Annotated in this window: 17 protein-coding genes, 1 tRNA gene, 1 rRNA gene and 1 pseudogene; 1 reads left to right on the top strand and 19 read right to left on the bottom strand. The window is 68.4% G+C overall.

Translation table 11 applies throughout. The features are described from left to right. The first annotated feature begins 39 nt into the window (after nucleotides 1–39). On the top strand, nucleotides 40–585 hold the full coding sequence (locus ACFWBU_RS15385) for a TetR/AcrR family transcriptional regulator (protein ID WP_169622353.1): 546 nt from the start codon (nucleotides 40–42) through the stop codon (nucleotides 583–585). A 148-nt stretch (nucleotides 586–733) separates the two neighbouring features. Here the strand turns inward: ACFWBU_RS15385 and ACFWBU_RS15380 are convergent. The 19 genes and pseudogenes from ACFWBU_RS15380 to rrf all read right to left on the bottom strand — a co-directional run. Further along, a tRNA-Pro gene (locus tag ACFWBU_RS15380) sits at nucleotides 734–807 on the bottom strand. Nucleotides 808–914: 107 nt separating this feature from the next. Beyond that, nucleotides 915–2,336: a ribosome biogenesis GTPase Der gene (der, locus tag ACFWBU_RS15375; protein WP_169622354.1), complete on the bottom strand. Its 1,422-nt coding sequence runs from the start codon at nucleotides 2,334–2,336 to the stop codon at nucleotides 915–917. Then, nucleotides 2,333–2,995: a (d)CMP kinase gene (cmk, locus tag ACFWBU_RS15370; protein WP_169622385.1), complete on the bottom strand. Its 663-nt coding sequence runs from the start codon at nucleotides 2,993–2,995 to the stop codon at nucleotides 2,333–2,335. Before cmk ends, der begins: the two co-directional genes overlap by 4 nt. A 44-nt stretch (nucleotides 2,996–3,039) precedes the next feature. After that, a pseudogene (locus tag ACFWBU_RS15365) lies at nucleotides 3,040–4,053 on the bottom strand (pseudouridine synthase); the annotation flags it as partial. A 613-nt stretch (nucleotides 4,054–4,666) separates the two neighbouring features. After that, nucleotides 4,667–5,371 carry an SMC-Scp complex subunit ScpB gene (gene scpB, locus ACFWBU_RS15360; RefSeq protein ID WP_378528664.1) on the bottom strand — a complete coding sequence of 235 codons (705 nt, stop codon included), beginning with the start codon at nucleotides 5,369–5,371 and terminating at the stop codon, nucleotides 4,667–4,669. After that, the gene (locus ACFWBU_RS15355; protein WP_346765214.1) at nucleotides 5,368–6,192 is read right to left on the bottom strand and encodes a segregation/condensation protein A; all 825 of its coding nucleotides are present in this window, start codon (nucleotides 6,190–6,192) and stop codon (nucleotides 5,368–5,370) included. The genes scpB and ACFWBU_RS15355 overlap by 4 nt, the downstream gene beginning before the upstream one ends. A 126-nt stretch (nucleotides 6,193–6,318) precedes the next feature. After that, the gene (locus tag ACFWBU_RS15350) at nucleotides 6,319–7,269 is read right to left on the bottom strand and encodes a ParA family protein (protein ID WP_378528663.1); all 951 of its coding nucleotides are present in this window, start codon (nucleotides 7,267–7,269) and stop codon (nucleotides 6,319–6,321) included. Nucleotides 7,270–7,421: 152 nt separating this feature from the next. Continuing rightward, nucleotides 7,422–8,339: a site-specific tyrosine recombinase XerD gene (xerD, locus tag ACFWBU_RS15345; RefSeq protein WP_378528662.1), complete on the bottom strand. Its 918-nt coding sequence runs from the start codon at nucleotides 8,337–8,339 to the stop codon at nucleotides 7,422–7,424. A 13-nt stretch (nucleotides 8,340–8,352) separates the two neighbouring features. Next, nucleotides 8,353–8,982 carry an NUDIX hydrolase gene (locus tag ACFWBU_RS15340; protein WP_169653175.1) on the bottom strand — a complete coding sequence of 210 codons (630 nt, stop codon included), beginning with the start codon at nucleotides 8,980–8,982 and terminating at the stop codon, nucleotides 8,353–8,355. 4 nt (nucleotides 8,983–8,986) lie between these two features. Further along, nucleotides 8,987–10,732, bottom strand: coding sequence for a CTP synthase (locus tag ACFWBU_RS15335; protein ID WP_378528661.1), 1,746 nt, complete (start codon nucleotides 10,730–10,732; stop codon nucleotides 8,987–8,989). Between the two features lie 193 nt (nucleotides 10,733–10,925). Further along, nucleotides 10,926–11,879, bottom strand: coding sequence for a copper transporter (locus ACFWBU_RS15330; RefSeq protein WP_378528660.1), 954 nt, complete (start codon nucleotides 11,877–11,879; stop codon nucleotides 10,926–10,928). Next, the gene (gene steA, locus ACFWBU_RS15325; RefSeq protein WP_169622360.1) at nucleotides 11,876–13,060 is read right to left on the bottom strand and encodes a putative cytokinetic ring protein SteA; all 1,185 of its coding nucleotides are present in this window, start codon (nucleotides 13,058–13,060) and stop codon (nucleotides 11,876–11,878) included. Before steA ends, ACFWBU_RS15330 begins: the two co-directional genes overlap by 4 nt. 81 nt (nucleotides 13,061–13,141) lie before the next feature. Then, a complete protein-coding gene (gene recN, locus ACFWBU_RS15320; RefSeq protein WP_378528659.1) occupies nucleotides 13,142–14,911 on the bottom strand; it encodes a DNA repair protein RecN in 1,770 nt (589 codons plus the stop codon). Nucleotide 14,912: 1 nt separating this feature from the next. Next, nucleotides 14,913–15,809, bottom strand: coding sequence for an NAD kinase (locus tag ACFWBU_RS15315; protein ID WP_296550984.1), 897 nt, complete (start codon nucleotides 15,807–15,809; stop codon nucleotides 14,913–14,915). A gap of 98 nt (nucleotides 15,810–15,907) precedes the next feature. Further along, a complete protein-coding gene (locus ACFWBU_RS15310; protein WP_378528658.1) occupies nucleotides 15,908–16,732 on the bottom strand; it encodes a TlyA family RNA methyltransferase in 825 nt (274 codons plus the stop codon). Nucleotide 16,733: 1 nt separating this feature from the next. Continuing rightward, nucleotides 16,734–16,952 (bottom strand): hypothetical protein, encoded by a 219-nt coding sequence (locus ACFWBU_RS15305; protein ID WP_169622364.1) that lies wholly within the window; start codon nucleotides 16,950–16,952, stop codon nucleotides 16,734–16,736. Nucleotides 16,953–17,005: 53 nt separating this feature from the next. Next, a complete protein-coding gene (locus ACFWBU_RS15300; RefSeq protein WP_169622365.1) occupies nucleotides 17,006–18,043 on the bottom strand; it encodes an HAD-IIA family hydrolase in 1,038 nt (345 codons plus the stop codon). Then, on the bottom strand, nucleotides 18,040–19,479 hold the full coding sequence (locus ACFWBU_RS15295) for a hypothetical protein (protein WP_169622366.1): 1,440 nt from the start codon (nucleotides 19,477–19,479) through the stop codon (nucleotides 18,040–18,042). The genes ACFWBU_RS15300 and ACFWBU_RS15295 overlap by 4 nt, the downstream gene beginning before the upstream one ends. A gap of 77 nt (nucleotides 19,480–19,556) precedes the next feature. Then, nucleotides 19,557–19,644, bottom strand: a 5S ribosomal RNA gene (gene rrf, locus ACFWBU_RS15290); the annotation flags it as partial.

Raw genomic sequence — 19,644 nt, 5'->3', positions numbered from 1 at the left:
CAAGGAATGGCACCTGGACCGCCCGAGGGGAACCACGCCATGGCACGCAACAAGCGCCCGCAACCCGCCGACGAGAAGCGCGCAGAAATCGTGGCGGCCGCCCGGCGGCTGTTCGTCGAGGATGGCTACGACGCCACGTCGATGAGCCGACTCGCCAAGGAAGCCGAGGTGGCCCCGAACACTATCTACTGGTACTTCGGAAACAAGGACGACGTCTTGATCGCAGTTCTCACAGCGGTCATGGCCGACGTGTGGCCGCGCTACCAGGACGTCGCCGCCGAACCCATTGCCGCCCGGTTGCTTTGGGTGGTCGGACAACTCACGGACATGAGTCACCTGGTGACGACGGTGCACGCCCGCGTCGAGCACTCTCCGGCCGTCGCCGAATGGCATCAGAATTTCCATGCGATCACCGGAAGTCTGTTCCGCTACGAGCTCGAGAAGGCCGGAGTCGCCGCCCCCACCGTGGACGCCGAAGTGATGATCGGAATTTTCACCATCGAAGGACTCCTCGCGCACCATCAGAACGAATCTCAGCAACGCACCATCTGCGATGCTCTGGCTTCGCGCTGGACACTGACGTAGTTGCGCCGGAAATGGGCTCTCGGAGCTCCACGAGACCCGTTCGAGGACTATGCGCCACTCGGCAGCGATCCGCGCTGAATCAGGGCTCGAACGCAGTAGAGGCGGTCTCGGATTTCTCCGAAACCGCCTCTGACATGCTGTTCCTCGGTCGGGCTGACAGGATTTGAACCTGCGACCACTTGACCCCCAGTCAAGTGCGCTACCAAGCTGCGCCACAGCCCGTCCCGCGCTCTCTCGAACGCTCGTTGAGATTACAACAGGGACGGCGGGAAACGCTAATCGCCTGGTCAGGGCACTGTGACCGTCACGGGGTCATGGGCGCGGACCGCTCACTTGCGACGGTCACGCTTCTCCCGGACGCGAACCGAGACACGAACCGGGCTGCCGTCGAAGTTGAACTCCTCACGCAGCTTCCGTTCGATGAACCGGCGGTAACCGGCCTCGAGGAATCCGGTGGTGAACAACACGAAGGTCGGCGGGCGCGTCGCGGCCTGCGTCGCGAACATCACACGCGGCAACCGGCCACCGCGCATCGGCGGAGGCGTCGCGGCCACGATCTCCTTGAGCCAATTGTTGAGACGTCCGGTGGAGATGCGCTTGTCCCACGACTCGAGCGCCGTCTCCATGGCCGGGACGAGACGCTGCACCGAGCGGCCCGTCTTGGCGGAGATGTTGACGCGCGCTGCCCACGGCACCCGCGACAGGTCGCGTTCGATCTCGCGACCGAGTTCGTAGCGACGGTCCTCGTCGACGAGATCCCACTTGTTGAACGCGATCACGAGCGCCCGGCCCGATTCCACGACCATCGTGATGACACGCTGATCCTGCTCGGTGATGGGCTGGGACGCGTCGATCAGCAACACCGCGACCTCCGCGGCCTCGATCGCCGCGCGCGTCCGCAGCGACGCGTAGAACTCGGCGCCCGACGCATGCGTGACACGCTTGCGCAGGCCCGCCGTGTCCACGAACCGCCACGGCTTGCCGCCGAGCTCGACGAGCGAGTCGACGGGGTCGACGGTGGTGCCCGCTACGTCGTGCACCACCGAACGCTCGTCGCCGGCGAGCTTGTTGAGCAGGCTCGACTTGCCGACGTTCGGCTTACCGACCAGTGCGACGCGGCGAGGTCCTCCCCCGCCGGTGCCTTCACGCGGCGTCGCGGGCAGTTTCTCGAGCAGGTCGTCGAGCAGGTCGCCCGTGCCGCGTCCGTGGGTGGCGGACACCGAATAGGGCTGACCGAGCCCGAGCGACCACAGGGCGGCGGCTTCGGCTTCGACGCGGTCGTCGTCGACCTTGTTCGCGACGAGCAGCACCGGGGTCTTCGAGCGCCGCAGCACCTTCGCGACAGCCTCGTCGACGTTGGTCGCACCGACCGTCGCGTCCACGACGACGAGAATCGCGTCGGCGGTACGCATCGCGACCTCGGCCTGCTGCGCCACGGACTGCATCATGCCCTTGGCGTCGGGCTCCCAGCCGCCGGTGTCCTGCACCATGAATCGGCGCCCTGCCCACGTCGCCTCGTACGAGACGCGGTCGCGGGTGACTCCGGGCACATCCTCGACGACCGCCTCGCGGCGACCGATGATGCGGTTGACCAGAGTCGATTTGCCGACGTTGGGCCGGCCGACGACCGCGACGGTCGGAACCGGCACGAACTCTTCGAAGGCGTCACCGTCGGTGAGGTCGATATCCCAGTCGGTTTCTTCCGACCATGTGCCGTCTCCGGCGAATTCTGTGGTGACGTCGTCGCTCACAGCGTCGCTCCCGTCTGCTCGGTGACCACCGCGACCAGCGCGGCAACCACCTCGTCGATGTTCATATCGCTGGTGTCCACGACGACCGCGTCGTCCGCCGCGCGCAGCGGTGAGACCGCGCGGGTGGAGTCGAGGTGGTCGCGGCGTTGTACCGCCGCGAGCACAGCCTCGTAGTCGTCGCCGCGTCCCTGGGCGATGTTCTGGTTGTTGCGCCGGTGGGCGCGGGCCTCCGGAGAGGCGGTGAGATAGATCTTCACGTCCGAGTCGGGGAACACGACGGTGCCGATGTCACGTCCCTCGACGACGACACGTCCCGCGGCGCGTCCGAGTCGCCGCTGTGCCTCGACGAGGAGCGTGCGCACCTCGGGCACTGCGGAGACTGCGGACACCGCAGCGGTGACCTCCCCGCTGCGGATGACCTCGCGGACGTCCTCACCGTCGAGGCGGATGTCCTCGACTGCCGGATCGGTGCCGATGGACCAGGGCAGACCTGCGGTGACCGCCGCGATGGCGGCCGGGTCCGTCAGATCGGTGCCGCGACGCAGCGCGTGCAGGGTCGCGATCCGGTACATGGCCCCGGTGTCGAGGTATGCCGCCTTCAGGTGCTTCGCCAGGCGCTTGGACACGGTGGATTTTCCGGTCCCGGACGGTCCGTCCATCGCAACGATCAGCGGGCCCTCCCCGGCGAGCGGGGCGGAGCCGGTCACAGGCCGACCGCCTCGTACAGTCCGCCGACTTCCTTGCGTCCGAGCACACGGAGAGTGCCGGGCCGCTGATCACCGAGCGCGACCGCACCGATGTTGGTGCGCACCAGGCGGATCACCGGGTGACCCACCGCGTCGAGCAGGCGGCGGACGATGTGCTTGCGGCCCTCGTGCAATTCGAGACGCACGCGGGACTGGCCGTTGAAGACTTCGAGCAGTGCGAACTGGTCCACCGAGGCGGGGCCGTCGTCCAGCTCGATGCCTTCCTTGAGCTTCTTGCCGACGCCGCGCGGCAACTCGCCCTTGACGGTCGCCAGGTACGTCTTGGTGACCTCGAACGACGGGTGCATGAGCCGGTGAGCGAGCTCACCGTCGTTGGTGAGCAGCAGCAGACCTTCGGTGTCCGCGTCGAGCCGGCCCACGTGGAAGAGCCGCTGACCGGCAGCGATGCGTTCGGAGACGATATCGCCGACGCACGGGCGGCCGAGATCGTCGGACATCGTGGACTGCCATCCGCGCGGCTTGTTGAGCACGAGATGCACGAGGTCCTTCTTCACGACCACGCGCGTTCCGTCCACACGGATGACCGTGTTCTCCGGGTCGACGCGAAGGCCCTGTTCGACCACGATCTTGCCGTCGACCTCGACGCGACCGGCATCGATGAGTTCTTCGGCGGCCCGGCGTGAGGCGACACCGGCCTGAGCGAGCACCTTCTGCAGGCGCACGCCCTCACCTGCGGGAAGCTGGGTGGGGCCGGCATCGCTGTGCTGGTGCCGCGCGGGCTTCGCGTTGCTGATCGTCGGGTTGGGCACGGGCCGCTTGGCCGCCGGTTTCGGCGCGGCCGGACGGCCGCGCTTGTTCAGCGTGGCGCCCTTGCGGTGGGGCTTCTTCCCGGCGTCCGGCGTCGAGGTTTCTGCCCGTCGATCCGGACGAGCGTCGGTGCGGCGATCGGGACGAGAGTCCGTACGTCCCTCAGCCCGATCGGGACGAGAGTCCGTACGACGATCGGGACGGGCGTCGTTCCGGTGTTCGGGACGGCCTTCGGTACGACGGTCGGTCCGGTGGTCCGAACGGCCCTCGGTACGGCGATCGGGACGGCCCTCCGTACGACGATCCGTCCGGTACTCGGGACGACCTTCGGTACGACGATCGGTCCGATGGTCCGACCGACCTTCGGTACGACGATCGGTCCGATGGTCCGAGCGACCTTCGGTACGACGATCGGGACGGCCTTCCGTACGACGATCCGTCCGGAAATCCGAACGACCCTCGGTACGACGATCCGAACGGAAATCCGAACGACCCTCCGTACGACGATCGGTCCGGTGATCCGAACGACCTTCGGTACGACGATCGGGACGGCCTTCCGTACGACGATCCGAACGGAAATCCGAACGACCCTCAGTACGGCGATCGGGACGCCCCTCCGTACGACGATCCGTCCGGAAATCCGAGCGACCTTCGGTACGGCGGTCGGGGCGGGAGTCGGTGCGACGATCGGGACGAGCGTCCGTCCGATTGTCGGAGCGCTGAGCGCGAGGATTCTGAGCCTTCGCGGCGCGGGGGTTACTACGATTGCGGTCCGGTGTGCCATCACGGCGAGCGGGTGTATTCACTTGATTCCTGTCAATTCTCTGGATCGAACTCCGCGGGCGAGAGTGTCTCGGGACGCGCGTTCTTTCCCATTCTCTCAAATCGTGGGTCCGACTCGAGACTCTCAGAGATGTCATCGATCACATCGACGTCCGGAAGCAGGGGTCCGACGGGCGGGAGATCCTGCAACGACGCCAGCCCGAGCCGTTCCAGGAACAGATCCGTCGTGACGTAGAGCGTGCCGCCGGTCTCGCGGTCCGTCCCCGCCTCGGCGATGAGATCCCGGGCGAGCAGGGTGCGCATCACGCCGTCGACATTGACGCCGCGCACCGCACTGACCCGGCTACGTGTCACCGGCTGCCGGTATGCGACGACGGCCAGCGTTTCCAGGGCCGCGCGGGTGAGCTTCGTGCGTGCGCCACTTTGCAGCAGTTTCTCGACGTACGGTGCGAAGTCGCGGCGTGTGTAGAAGCGCCAGCCGTCCCCCGCGATCCGCAGGTCGATGCCGGAGCCGCGCGCGGTGAGACTGTGCGCGAGGCCGCGCAGTGCGGTCTCCGCACGTTCGGTGGTGATTCCGATGGCGGCGGCGAGTTGTTCGGTGGGTGCCGGGGTGTCGACCACGAGCAGCAACGCTTCGAGCGCGGCAACGAGTTCGTCGTCGGCCATCTCGAGCAGTTCCGCGTCCCAGGCCCGCTCGTCGGCGGTACCGGCGGCATCCGCGACGTGGTCCTGGCTCATCCGTAGTCCTCCTCGAAGTCGATGGCGGCGTCGTCGTTCTCCCCGGTCCACGCCACCTGCAACGGTCCCAACGGGTCGGGTTGCTCGAACGTGACGGCACGTTCCCGGTAGAGCTCGAGCAGCGCAAGGAACCGGGCGACGATCTGGAGTCCGTGCTCGCACTCGGAAATCAGTTCGTCGAACCCTACCCAGACCCCGGCGCCGCGTTGTTCCAGGACCGCGAGAATCAGAGCCGCTTGCTCGGGTACCGACACGGTCGGCACGTGCAGGTGGTCGAGACCGACCGTGGGAACCGGCTTGGGCCGGAACGCGGCAGCCGCGATCTCCGCGAAGCGCTGGGCGTCGACGCCGAGAACGACGTCGGGCACCAGGTTCTCGAAGCATTCTTCGAGGGAGACCGCGCGCGGGTAGCGGCGCAGGGCGGCACTTTCGAGAGCGGCGAACTGCTCGGCGACGAGTTTGTAGGCCCGGTACTGAAGGAGCCGCGCGAACAGCAAGTCGCGGGCTTCGAGGAGGGCGAGGTCTTCGGGATCGTCGACGTCGCCGGACGGAAGCAGCCGCGCCGCTTTGAGATCGAGCAGGGTCGCCGCGACGACGAGAAACTCCGTGGTCTGATCGAGACCCATTTCGGATCCGAGCCGGCGGGTGTAGGAGATGAATTCGTCGGTGACCTCATGGAGCGCTACTTCGGTTACGTCGAGGCGGCGTTGGGAGATCAGGCTGAGCAGCAGATCGAAGGGGCCTTCGAAGTTGCGGAGGCTGAGGTGGAAACCGGCGGGCCTGTCCGGCTCCGCGGCGACCGGCGCCGAGGTCTCCGCGATCGCTGGTGAATTCGTGGTGTCCGGGGCAGCCGGGATTTCCGGGGCGCCCGGCGTGAGATTCCGGTCGACGGTCTCCGGAAGAGTGGCTTTCGGAGGAGCCGTGTCCGGGGTGGCGGTGTACACGGATCAGCGGCCGGTCCGGTGGATCACTTCTCGCGCCAGGCCCCGATAGGCCTCCGCGCCGGCGGAGGTTGGAGCCCACCGCGTGATCGGTTCGCCCGCGACGCTGGTCTCGGGGAATTTCACGGTGCGGTTGATGACGGCGTCGTAGACCAGATCCCCGAACACCTCGACGACGCGCGACATCACTTCGCGGCCGTGCAGGGTGCGCGAGTCGTACATGGTCACGAGAATCCCCGCCACCGTCAGTTTCGGGTTGAGCCGGTCCCGGACCTTGGCGACCGTGTCGTTGAGCAGCGCGAGCCCGCGGAGACTGAAGAATTCGCATTCCATCGGGATGAGCACCGAGTCGGCGCAGGCCAGCGCGTTGACGGTGAGAAGCCCGAGCGAGGGCTGGCAATCGACGAGTATGTAGTCGTAGCGGTCGAGCAGAGGGTAGAGAGCGCGTCCGAGTGCCTGTTCGCGTCCGACTTCGGAGACGAGTTGGATCTCGGCGGCCGACAGGTCGATGTTGCTGGGCAGAAGATCGAGGTCCTCGACACGTGTGTGAACGAGGACGTCGTCGGCGGTGACCCGCGGGTCGACGAGAACGTTGTGCACCGTCATGTCGAGGTCGTGGTGGGCGACACCGAGACCGGCCGACAGCGCACCTTGGGGGTCGAGATCGACGAGGAGCACGCGGCGGCCGCACTCGGCGAGTGATGCGCCGAGGTTGATGGTGGAGGTGGTTTTGCCGACCCCACCCTTCTGGTTGCACATCGCGATGATCTTCGCGGGACCGTGGGACGAGAGCGGGGCAGGTTCGGGTATCGACCGGCGCGGCCGTCCCGTAGGTCCGAGTTCGACATCGGCGACCGGCGGTGCGGACTCCGCGTCCCGCGATCCGGTGGCCGCGAGCGCCCATGCGGGTGTCCGGGTCTGTGTGGTTTCCGTGGCGGGTGGCTGAGGTGTGCCCACGTTCGGTACTCCCCCTGTCTGGCGACCCGGTCTCTGTCTCACCGGAGTCTGTCTGTCACCGGAGCCATGGTCCGGCGGCCGTTCCGTTACACGAACGCTACCGCCTCGTGCCCCCGTTTACCGCACGGACACGCGCCGCTACGCGGTGTAACTCATCTCGCGCGCGGATGCGCGCCGGCCCACACCTCGCGCAGCGCACCCACTGTGACCAGCGTGTATATCTGAGTGGTCGTCACAGAAGCATGCCCCAGTAACTCCTGTACCACCCGTACGTCGGCGCCGCCGTCGAGGAGATGCGTCGCGAAGGAGTGGCGCAGGGTGTGAGGGGAGACACTCGAGTCGATTCCGGCTCGGTCCGCGGCGGCTCGCAGCACCGTCCAGGCGCTCTGCCGGGAGAGCCGGCCGCCGCGCGCGTTGAGGAACAGCGCGGGCGTGTGTCCGCCGGCGAGGGCGGGTCTGCCCCGTACGAGATAGGCGTCGAGCGCGGCGAGTGCGGGTCGCCCGACGGGAACGAGGCGCTGTTTTCCTCCCTTGCCTCGCAGCAGCACGGCACGCGACTCGGTGTCGATGTCGTCGATGTCGAGCCCTACGGCTTCGGAGATCCGCGCTCCGGTGGAGTACAGCACTTCGAGCAGCGCACGGTCACGCAGGCCGCGCGCGCCGTCCGCTTCCCCTCCGACGGCGTCGAGGAGCGCGGTGACCTGGTCGACGGTGAGCGACTTCGGCAGTCGCCTGCCCTGGCTCGGCGGGGTGACGGACCGCGCGACGTCCACCGGGGTGTGGCCTTCCGCGGCGGCGAACCGGTGGAGGCCGCGAACCGCGATCAGTGCGCGGGCTACCGAACCGGCAGCGAGCGCAGGACGGCCGGCTTCGGGGTCGCCGCGGCGGAGCGCGACCCCGAAATCGGCGATGTGCTGTTCCTCGACATCGGCGAGCTCACCGACCCCGCGCTCCGCGAGGTAGTCGAGGTATCGGGTCAGGTCCCGCCGGTAGGCCGTGATCGTGTTGCGGGCAGCACCGCGTTCGACGGTGAGGTGATCGAGATAGGCGTCGAGGTGTCGTGCGAGCACGCCCTCTAGGTTCTCACTGTTCGGCGCGAGTGCGGGCGAACGCGGTCGGCCGGTCCGGCCATGCCGCGTCCGGGGCGCGGAGGAACGCTCCCCCGGTGGCGCGAGTGGCGGCGAACGCCAGGATGCCCGAGACCGCCGTGGCATTGACGATCTCTCCGCGCAACGCCATCGCGACGGCCTCGTCGAGAGGGACGAATTCCACCTCGAGGTCCGCCTCTTCGTGGACAGGGTCGGGGCGGTCGACCGAGGTGAGACCGCGTGCGGCGAAGACACGGACCGCCTCGTCGGTGAATCCGGGCGACAGCGCGATGTCGACGAGGACTTCCCATTCGGCGGCGGCAAGTCCGGTCTCTTCGGCGAGTTCGCGGCGTGCCGTATCGAGGGGGTCCTCACCGGGGGCGTCGAGCAGGCCGGCGGGTAGCTCCCACAGCCGCCGGCCGAGCGGATGGCGGTATTGATGGACGAGCACAACCCGGTCGTGGGCGTCGACGGCCACCACGGCCACGGCGCCGTGGTGCTCGACGACTTCCCGTTCGGCGGTCTGCCCGCCGGGCATGACCACCTCGTCGACGCGCAGCGACACGATGGCGCCGGTGTAGATCCGTCTGCTGGACCGGGTGCTGAATTCGTGTCGCTGCGCCATCGATCTACTCGGCGTCGCCGGAGCCGGACGCGGACGTGACCGGCTCGGCGGCGGACGGGTCACCGCCGTGGACGTCGACGGGCAGCCGTTCGGCGGCCTTGTACTGCAGTGCGGCGGCGATCAGCCCGGCGAAGAGCGGGTGCGGGCGGGTCGGGCGGCTTTTCAGTTCGGGGTGCGCCTGGGTTGCCACGAAGTAGGGGTGGGTGCTCGCGGGGTATTCGACGAACTCCACCAGGCGGCCGTCGGGCGAGGTGCCCGAGAACACCAGTCCCGACTTCGCGATCTCGTCGCGGTAGGCGTTGTTGACCTCGAACCGGTGACGGTGCCGTTCGGAGACGTGCTCGGAGCCGTACGCCTTGGCGACGACCGAGCCCTTCTTCAGCGTGGCCGGGTAGGCGCCGAGCCGCATCGTGCCACCGAGATCGGCTTCGCCGGCGACGGCCTGTTCCTGGTCGGCCATCGTCGAGATCACCGGTGCTGTGGTGTCGGGATCGAACTCGGTGGAGGAGGCATCGGTGATTCCCACGGACCGGGCGGCTTCGATGACGACGCCCTGCAGGCCGAGGCACAGGCCGAGCAGCGGGATCTTGCGGATACGGGCGAAGCGGATCGCGCCGAGCTTGCCTTCGATGCCGCGGATACCGAATCCGCCGGGGATCAGCACGGCGTCGACGTCACCGAGGTGCTTTTCGGCGCCGGCTTCGGTTTCGCATTCGTCGGAGGCGACCCAGCGGATCTTCACCTTGGCGCGGTGCGCGAATCCACCGGCGCGCAGCGCTTCGGTCACCGACAGGTAGGCGTCGGGCAGGTCGATGTACTTGCCGACCAGTGCGACCTCGACGGTCTCGCGAGGGTTGTGCACCCGCTCGAGCAGGTCACCCCACACCGTCCAGTCGACGTCGCGGAACGGCAGGCCGAGCTGACGCACGACGTAGGCGTCGAGGCCCTCGCTGTGGAGCACCTTCGGGATGTCGTAGATGCTCGGGGCGTCGGGGCACGAGATGCACCCGGCGAGGTCGACGTCGCACATCAAGGAGATCTTGGCCTTGAGCGTGGCCGGCACGTCGCGGTCGCACCGCAGGACGAGAGCGTCGGGCTGGATGCCGATGTTGCGCAACGCCGCGACCGAGTGCTGGGTCGGCTTGGTCTTCAGTTCGCCGGACGGGCCGAGGTACGGCACCAGCGACACGTGGAGGAAGAAGCAGTTGTCGCGGCCGACCTCGTGACGGACCTGGCGTGCGGCCTCGAGGAACGGCTGGGATTCGATGTCACCGACCGTGCCACCGATTTCGGTGATCACGACGTCGGGGATCTGGCCCTCGTTGTCGGGTGCGGCCATCGCGAGGATGCGCCGTTTGATCTCGTCGGTGATGTGCGGGATCACCTGCACGGTGTCGCCGAGATACTCTCCGCGGCGTTCCTTCGCGATGACCGTCGAATACACCTGGCCGGTGGTGACATTCGCATCGGCGCTGAGATCGCGATCGAGAAAACGTTCGTAGTGGCCGACGTCGAGGTCGGTCTCGGCGCCGTCCTCGGTGACGAAGACCTCACCGTGCTGGAACGGATTCATGGTGCCGGGATCGACGTTGAGGTACGGGTCCAGTTTCTGCATCGTGACCCGCATCCCGCGGGCGGTGAGCAGCGCTCCGAGGCTCGACGCGGTGAGACCTTTGCCGAGCGAGGACGCGACGCCCCCGCTGACGAAGATGTGCTTGGTAGCGGTACGCGAATGGCGTGACTGTGGCAAAAGAGCTCCCGTGACGTCAGGTGCAGGGCTTTTGGACTGATGTGATGCAGCTGGGGCCTGCCGACCCACGGAACTTCACGGTAACACCTTCTGCGTCCGGGGCGTACTCGACTCGCCTGTATCGCCCTCCGGTGCTGTGGACGTCACATTTCCCGGGCGGTTGGAGCACGCGCACCGGGGCGGACGGGTGCGCTCAGCGCGCCGCGGAACCGACGGTGACGCCGCTCGCTCCGGGACCGGTGCCGTAGCGTCCGGCGCCTCCGTCGAGCTGTTCCCGGACCGCGAGAATTGTGGTGATCCGGCCGGCTTCCCGATCGAGATTGTCGACGGTGGACAGCCCTGAGGACAGTGCCGCGTCGGCACGCACCACGGCGACGGGGCCGTTTCCGGCTGCAGCGCCCGGCCGACCGGCGAGGACGGCGCCGGCTCCGCGCGCGTCGACAGCGGCGGCGAAGCGGGCCACGAGCGCCCCGCGGTTTCCGCCGGCGGTATCGCTCCCGGTAGGGGGTTCTCCGGTGACGACGAGCGCCGTCTGCGCCGGTTCGGCCTCTCCGTCGTCGTAGCCGATGAAGCCGCCGCTGCGCAGAGTGGTCAGGGCCAGTGCGCGTTCCTCCGGTGTGCCGCGAGCCTCACCGGTGGCCGGGTCGACCAGCAGCACTGCGCCGAGAAGGTCCCCGGCGAGGCTGCCCGGATCGATGGCGCCGGTCTGCAGCTCCACCCCGGCGGGGATGACGTTGGTGACGGTGGTGCGAAGTTGGTCGGCTCCGGACGCGCCGACGAAGGACTCGGTGAGCGCGAGCCGGCCGGTGACCCTGCCTCCGGCGTCCCCCACCGTGCGTACGAGTGCGTCGACGTCGGCGGGATCGGCGTCCGGGGTGGTGACGACGAGGACGGTGCGGTCGGTGAGGACATCGCGCACCACGCGCGGCGCGACGGTGGCGTCGAATCCGTCGGCGGCGACGAGTTGTCCGCCGAGCCGGGCGGCACGGTCCTCGGCCTCCTGCAGTTCGCGCCGCATCTCGGACTTGTCGTCGCGCAGGCCGGAGACCACGCTGCCCGACAGCAGTCCCGATCCGAGCACGATGCCGAGCGCCAGGGCCAGGAACACGGCCACCAGCGAGACGGCGTGGTGACGCAGCGAGATCACGCGCGCAGGCCCCGGACCCAGTCGACGGCGCTGTCCCACCATTCCTGGGCCAGGGCGACGACATCGCCCCCGAGATTGGAGACGACCAGGGCCGCGATGATCGCGATCAGCGCCGCGAAGATCAACAAGGCGATGATGCCGCCGGAGACGCGGCTGCGGTACAGGGTGGCGACAGCTTTGGCGTCGACGAGTTTCGGTCCGACCTTGAGGCGCGTCATGACCGCCGACGGGTTGGTGTCGCGGCGTCCCTGGTCGAAGAACTCGTCGAGCGAGACGGTGCTGCCCACGGTGACCACGAGCGCGGCGCCGTGATGGTCGACGAGCAGCAGCGCGAGGTCGGTGGGCGTTCCGGCCGCCGGGAAGGTCATCGCGCCGATACCGAGGTCCTGAATGCGTTCGAGTCCGGGAGCATGGCCGTCCGGGTCGGCGGGCAGCACGACTTCGGCACCGGATTTGAGGGTCGCCGTGCCGATCCCGTCCGGATCACCGACGATCAGATCAGGCCGGTATCCGGCTTTGGTGAGCGCGTCCGCACCCGGTCCGACGCCGACGAGAATCGGCGAATATTCCTTGATGAAGGGCTTGAGGTCCTTGAGGTCCTGGACGTGGCCGGGCCCATCGGACACCACCACGACGTGCCGGTCGCGCAGGTCGAGGTCGATCTCCGGGATGCCGACGCCGTCGATGAGCAGCGGGCTTTCTGACCTGATGAACTCGATGGTGTTGCCGGAAAACGCTTCGAGATGGTCGACGAGACCCGTCTTGGCTTCGATCATCCGATCGGAGATCTCGGCCTCGGTCTGTTCGTCGCCCTGCACCAGCAGTCGCTCGCCGGCGTATACGCCACCCTCGTAGAGCCGGACTTTGGCGCCGTCCTTGATCTTCTTGAATGTCTCGGCGCCGGTGTTGTCGACGAGGAGGATGCCGTTGGCGACGATCACCTCGGGCCCCAGATTCGGGTACCGGCCCGAAATCGAGGCCGATGCATTGACTACGGCCGACACGCCTGCTTCGACGAGAGCGTCGGCGGTGACACGATCGAGGTCGAGCGCGTCGAGGACCACCACGTCGCCGGGACCGACCCGACGCAACAGCTTCGCGGAGTTCGTATCGACCCTCGCGATACCGCTGACTCCGGGCAACGTTTCGTTGGTACGTGACAGCAGCGCCGGCATCTTCATGGCAAAGATGATGCTCCGGAGTTCCGGTCAGTTATCGGAGGCGCGCCGAGACGACGCCGCGACGCCGCATCGACGGCCCGATCACTGTGCCCGCTCGGCGTGCGCGACGGCGAGCAACTCCTCGGCGTGGGCGCGACCGGTCTCGGTGTCGTCGAGTCCCGCGAGCATCCGGGCGAGTTCGGCGACACGTTCGGCGTCCGACAACATCCGCACGCCGCTGCTCACCACCCCGGCGCGATCGTCCACCTTGTCCACCACCAGGTGCGTGTCGGCGAACGCGGCGACCTGCGGGAGGTGTGTGACGACGATGACCTGATGGGTCCGGGACAACCGAGCCAGCCGACGGCCGATCTCGACAGCGGCGCGGCCTCCGACGCCGGCGTCGACCTCGTCGAAGACCATGGTCGCGCCACGCTCGGATCCGGCGAGGACCACCTCGAGCGCGAGCATCACCCGCGAGAGCTCGCCGCCGGACGCGCTGCGCGCCAGGGGAAGAGCCGGAGCGCCGCCGTGCGCGGCAAGCCGGAACTCCACCTCGTCGACGCCGGACTCACCGGCGTGCAGGACGCGATCGCCGATCGGCAGCGGCGCGGAATCTGCCGCCGCGGCCTGCTGTTCGCGGATCTGTACCTCGAGCACCGCGCGGCCCATCGCCAGTCCGGCGAGTTCTTTGCTCACCGCTTTCGCCAGCTTCCCCGCCACCTTCTGGCGTGCCGCCGACAGTGCCGTCGCGGCCTCCGCGGTGGCGGCGGCTTCGGCGTCGACCTCGGCGGCGAGTTTGTCGAGGGCCTCGGCGGACACATCGAGACCCGAGAGTCGTTCTCGTGCGCTGCGCGCCCACTCGAGTACTCCGTCGACGTCCGCCGCGTATTTCCGGGTGAGGGTTTTCAGTTCGGCCTGCCGGGTGAGCAGGGTCTCGAGCGCACCCGGGTCGGAGGGAAGATCCCCCAGGTAGCCCGACAGATCGCCGGCCACGTCGGTGACCACCGCGATGGCGTCGTCCAAGCGCGGCCCGAGGTCACGAAGGGCCGGGTCGTCGCTGCCGTCGACGCGCGAGCGTGCCTCACCCAGCAAGTCGAGTGCGGAGCGGGCTTCGTCACCGTCGGCGGCGTCCTGTCCGGCGAGCACCGCGTGCGCGCCCATCGCTGCCTCGCGGAGGGAATCGAGATCGGACAGACGACGGACGTCGTCGACGAGCCGGGCGTCCTCCCCCGGCTCCGGATCGACGCGCTCGATCTCGTCGAGTCCGTACTGGAGACGGTCGGCTTCCTGCGCCAGCTCCCGCGACCGCTCGGTACGTTCGTGCCATTCGGCGCGGGCGTCGAGCCACCGGCGCCGGTGCGTGCGATACCGGTCGAGCAGCGGAGCGATCGCCTTGCCGCCGAACCGATCCAGCGCGGACCGCTGTTCGCCCGGGCGGAGCAGGCGCAATTGGTCGTTCTGCCCGTGCACGGTGAGCAGCGGGTCGGTGAATTCGGAGAGCACACCCACCGGGACGCTGCGTCCCCCGAGGTGGGCGCGGGACCGGCCGTCGCTGCCCACGCTGCGGACGGCGATGATGCTGCCGTCCTCGTCGCGTTGCGCGCCGGCGGCCTCGAGAAGCCGGGCGACTTCTTTTTCGACATGACTGGCACCGTCGTCGACGCTGAAGCGTCCCTCGACCACGGCACGGTTCGCGCCGACGCGGACCCGTGTCGCGTCCGCCCGAACCCCGGACAGCAGGTGCAGGCTCGTGACCACCATGGTCTTGCCGGCACCCGTCTCGCCGGTCAGCACGGTGAGACCACCGTGGAACCGGGCGCTCGCCTCGGAGATGACGCCCAGGTTGTCGATCCTGATCTCAGCGAGCATCTCAGAGCTTCCTTCCCCGCCAGCCCTTCACCGGAAGTTCGAACTTTCGCACCATTCGGTCTGCGAACGGTGCCGAATCCAGCCGTACCCAGCGCACCGGGTGCCGGCCGCGCACGACGTCGAGGCGTCCGCCCGCGGGCAGTTCGAGCGTGCGCCGGCCGTCGCAGAACACCACCCCGTCGTGACCACCCGCGAGGGTTTCGACGGCGATGATCGATTCGGGGCTCGTCACCAGCGGGCGCGCGAACAGCGCGTGTGCGTTGCTCGGGATCACCAGCAGTGCCTCGAGTTCCGGCCACACCACAGGACCGCCCGCGGAGAACGCGTAGGCGGTCGAACCCGTGGGGGTTGCGATGAGGACCCCGTCGCAACCGAACGACGAGACCGGCCTGCCGTCGACCTCGAGCACGACTTCGAGCACCCCGAGCCGGGATTTGTTCTCGAGGCTCGCCTCGTTCAGCGCCCAGCCGCGGTCGACAATCCTGTCGTCGACGCGGATGGTCACATCCAGAGTCATTCGTTCTTCGATGCGGTATTCGCGGTGGGCGACCTGATGCAACGCGTCTTCGAGGTGTTCGGCTTCCGCCTCGGCAAGGAACCCGATTCGTCCGAGGTTGATGCCCAGCACAGGGACCGACGCATACTGTGCGAGTTCGGCAGCGCGGAGGAAACTTCCGTCCCCGCCCAGCACGATGACCATCTCGCAGCCTGCGGCGGCGTCGGGACCGGGTTCGACGATGCGAATGAAACTGCCCGGGATCGCGAGAACTCCCAGCCCGTTGCTACCTGCCTCGTCCTCGAGTACCCGTAGACCGATGCCCGCCTCGCCCAGAACCTTGGCGACCCGCAGGGCAGTGGTGGCGATCTCGTCGCGACCCGCATGCGAGACGAGCAAGATCTCGCGTTCGGTGCCTCCGGGACCCGTCGGCGCCGGGGTGCCCGGGTTCGGCTGCGCCGGCCCTGTTGTCCCCGGGTTCGGCTGCGCCGGCCCTGTTGTCACTGTGGTCCTTCCTGTACCGCGCGGTGGACGAGATCGATCACGTTTGGGTCCAGGTCCTCGGCGCCCGGCTCTCCGGCCCGCAGCCAGAGGAAGTACTCCACGTTTCCCGACGGACCCGGTAGCGGGCTCGCGACCACTCCCCGGGTGCGGAGCCCCGCTCGCTGGGCCTCGCGTGCCACGTCGAGCACCGCTTCGGCCCGGAGTTCGGGGTCTCGCACGACGCCGCCGCTGCCGACCCGGTCCTTGCCGACTTCGAACTGGGGTTTCACCATCGGAAGCAGGTCGGCGCCGGGAGCCGCGCAACGCACGAACGCGGGCAACACCAGCTTCAGAGAGATGAACGACAGATCCGCCACCACCAATTCGACCGGTCCTCCGATGAGATCCGCGTCGATGGTACGCACATTTGTTCGATCGATGACGTGGACACGCGGGTCGGATTGCAGTCTCCAGACGAGCTGCCCGTACCCCACGTCCACGGCGACCACCTCCGACGCGCCTTCGTGCAGAAGGACATCGGTGAATCCCCCCGTCGAGGCGCCTGCGTCCAGGCATCGCTTCCCGGAAATCTCCAGGCCCTGCGGGGTGAAGGCTTCGAGTGCTCCGAGGAGTTTGTGCGCGCCACGTGAGGCCCAGGACACCTCGTCCGCGACCTCCGTGACGAGCAGCGGGGTGTTCGGCTCGACTGCGGTGGCGGCTTTGGTCGCCACCGTGCCTGCGATCAACACCCGGCCCGCGGCGATCAGCTCGCTCGCGTGCTCCCGCGAACGCGCCAATCCGCGTCGTACCAGTTCTGCGTCGACCCGTGCTCGGCGCGCCACGTCAGATCTTGTCCACGGTCGCCAGCGCCTGCACGAGAACGTCGTGGGCCTGGTCGAGCAGCTGGGCCTGGCGGGAGATCCCCTGGGCCGTGTCGGAGGTGTCCGCGCTGTCGCGCGCGCGCATCAGCAGCGCATCGACCTCCGCGTGGATACGGTCGGGATCGATCGCGACTCGTGGGCCGGGAACGTGTTCGCCGGGGCGTGGAATAGACGTGCTCATCACCGACCACGCTAGTGCATCCACGCCACGACCGGCACACGGCACGACCCGATTCAGGAAGCGATGCCCCACTCCGCGAGCACAGTGCGCGCGTGCTCGTCGACCGGCCGGAGCCGGCCGAAACCGGGGTTCGACCAGGCAACATCGAGCAGTCCGCGCAAGACCTCCATCGCGTCGCCAACCACCCCGGTGGACTCGAGATGCAGATCGCCGTCCTCGAGCCGTACCGACCAGCCCTCGGCGGGCATCACCCGGACCTGCGACGCCGGAGCGTCGAGGCACCCGAGCGAGGCACCGACGTACGTGGGGCGTTGCTCCACGGGAGCGCGCAACAAGTCGTCGACCGTGCTGACGCCGGTCAGGACCAGGAGGGAGTCCGCGCCGACTGCGTTGGCACCCTCGATGTCGGTGTCGAGCCGATCACCGATGACCAACGGCCGTTGTGCGGCACCACGCCGGATCGCATCCTCGAGCAGAGGAGCCGCCGGCTTGCCTGCCACGACGGGCTCGGCGCCGGTGGCGTGACGTACCGCTGCGACCATCGACCCGTTTCCGAGCACCAGTCCCCGTTCGGTGGGCAGCGTCGAGTCGATGTTGGTCGCAACCCACCAGGCGCCGGCACGAATGGCGAGTGTCGCCTCGGCGAGCATCGGCCACCCCGTCTCGGGTGAATGTCCCTGGACCACGGCAACGGGATCTGCGTCGGCGGTCCGCACCGGGTTCAATCCCACCCGGGCGACCTCCTCTGCCAGAGCGTCGGTACCGACCACCAGAACAGGTGATCCCGACGGCACCTGTTCCGCAAGCAGACGGGCGGCGGACTGCGAACTCGTCACCACCGACGCGTCGTCCGCCGGGAACCCCAGGTCGCGGAGATGGCGGGCGACTTCGCTCGGGCGACGGCTCGCGTTGTTCGTGACATAGAACAGCCTGTCGCCTGCGGTCAACGCCTCGCGGGCACCGGGAACGGCATCCGCGCCTCGATAGACCGTGCCGTCGAGGTCGAGCAGGAGGACATCGTAGAGCGAACGCAGAGAGTCACCGGTGTACTCGGCCGCCGCGTCGCCGAAGGCGCCGCTCGACGAGGTCACAAGTCTCCTCCGGTGAGCTCCTCCACCCGATCCTCGGCGTCGGTGACGCCTTCGATGTCGGCTTCCGCGGAGTGCAGGAACCACTGCACGCCTTCTTCCGCGCGTCCCGCTGCGACGAGTGCGTCGGCGTATGCGTAGAAGAGCCGTGCCGCGGGCGTACCGGTGCGGGTCGGGTCGAGATCGGAGGTCTGCAGTGTCACCACGGCCTGGTCGTACTGGCCGAGATCCATGCGGGCACCCGCGACGACGATCCGCAGTTCGCTGGCTTCGTCGCCGGTGAGGGCACGTGCTTCTTCGCTTCGCCCGAGTTCGATGGCCTTCTCCGGCCGTCCGAGGCCACGTTCGCAATCGGCCATGACAGCGAGAAGTGCTGTTCCACCGGACATCCGGCGTGCTGCACGGAGCTCGGAGAGCGCCTCGGCCCATTCGCCTGCGTGATACGCGGTGATACCGGCGGCTTCACGGACGACTGCGATCCGGCCGGCACGCTGACGTGCGGCACGGGCATGCGCCAGTGCGAGACGCGGGTCGTCGTCGATGAGCTTCCCCGCCATGACCAGGTGACGTGCGACGGCGTTGGCGTTCAGCTTGTCGAGACTGAGGAGGTCGCGCCGGATCGCCGGGTCCAGTTCCGAGGCTTCGACGTTCTCGGGCAGGTCCGGCTCGTCGGGGCGGGCATCGCGCCGGGGAGCAGAACCGTCACGTCCCCCTGCCGGGCCGAATCCGCCTTCGCCGCCACGACGACGAGGGGCTTCGCCACCGCGGCGATCACCGCCGTAGCTGCGGGCTCCGCGATCGTCGCTTCCACGGCGGTCGTCGGTGCCACGGCGATCGCCGCCGTAGCTGCGGGCTCCGCCGCGTGCGTCGTCGCGGCTGCGGTCACCGGTCGGGCGATTCGGACGCTCGCTGCGACCGGCGTCTCCGCGGGACCGATCCGACGCAGGTCGGTTCCGATCACCGAACTGCCGTCCGCGGTCGTCACCCCTGCTCTGCCGAGGATCGCTGTCGCGGTTCGGTCGCGAGTCGCCACTACGGGCGGGACGGGAGTCGTCACGTCGGCGGTCGCCGGACGGCTGGTCGCGCTGCGGCCGGTAGCCGCGGTCGGACCTGTCGTCGCTGCGGGGCGGACGCGCATCGCCTTCACGGCGAGGCCGGGAGTCGTTGTTGCGGTCGGGTCGTGCATCGCCTTCTCGGCGGGGGCGCGCGTCCTCGCTTCGGCCGCGCTGTGCGCGATCCGGGTAGGAGCGTTCACCGCTCCGCTGTGGCCGGCGGTCGTCTCCGCGCCCGGCGGAGGAATCGTCACGCCTGTCGCCGCTCTGCCTGCGGTCGTCGTTGCCGCGATTGGTCTGCGAGCCTTCTTTGCCTTCGCCCCGGCCCGACCAGGGAGTAGATCCTCCACTCCGGAAGGATCGACGCTCACCGTTGTTGTCGGACACAGAAAAAATCCTTTCATAAAAGCACGATAAAAACACGAAAGGGGACCCAATTATTGGGTCCCCTTTCGGTAACGGGTGTTCGGCGGTGTCCTACTCTCCCACACCCTGTCGAGTGCAGTACCATCGGCGCAATGGGGCTTAGCTTCCGGGTTCGGAATGGGACCG

The organism is Rhodococcus sp. NPDC060084 (assembly GCF_042730335.1).
In the GTDB taxonomy this organism is placed as follows: domain Bacteria; phylum Actinomycetota; class Actinomycetes; order Mycobacteriales; family Mycobacteriaceae; genus Rhodococcus.
This window is presented reverse-complemented; position numbering and strand designations above follow the sequence as displayed.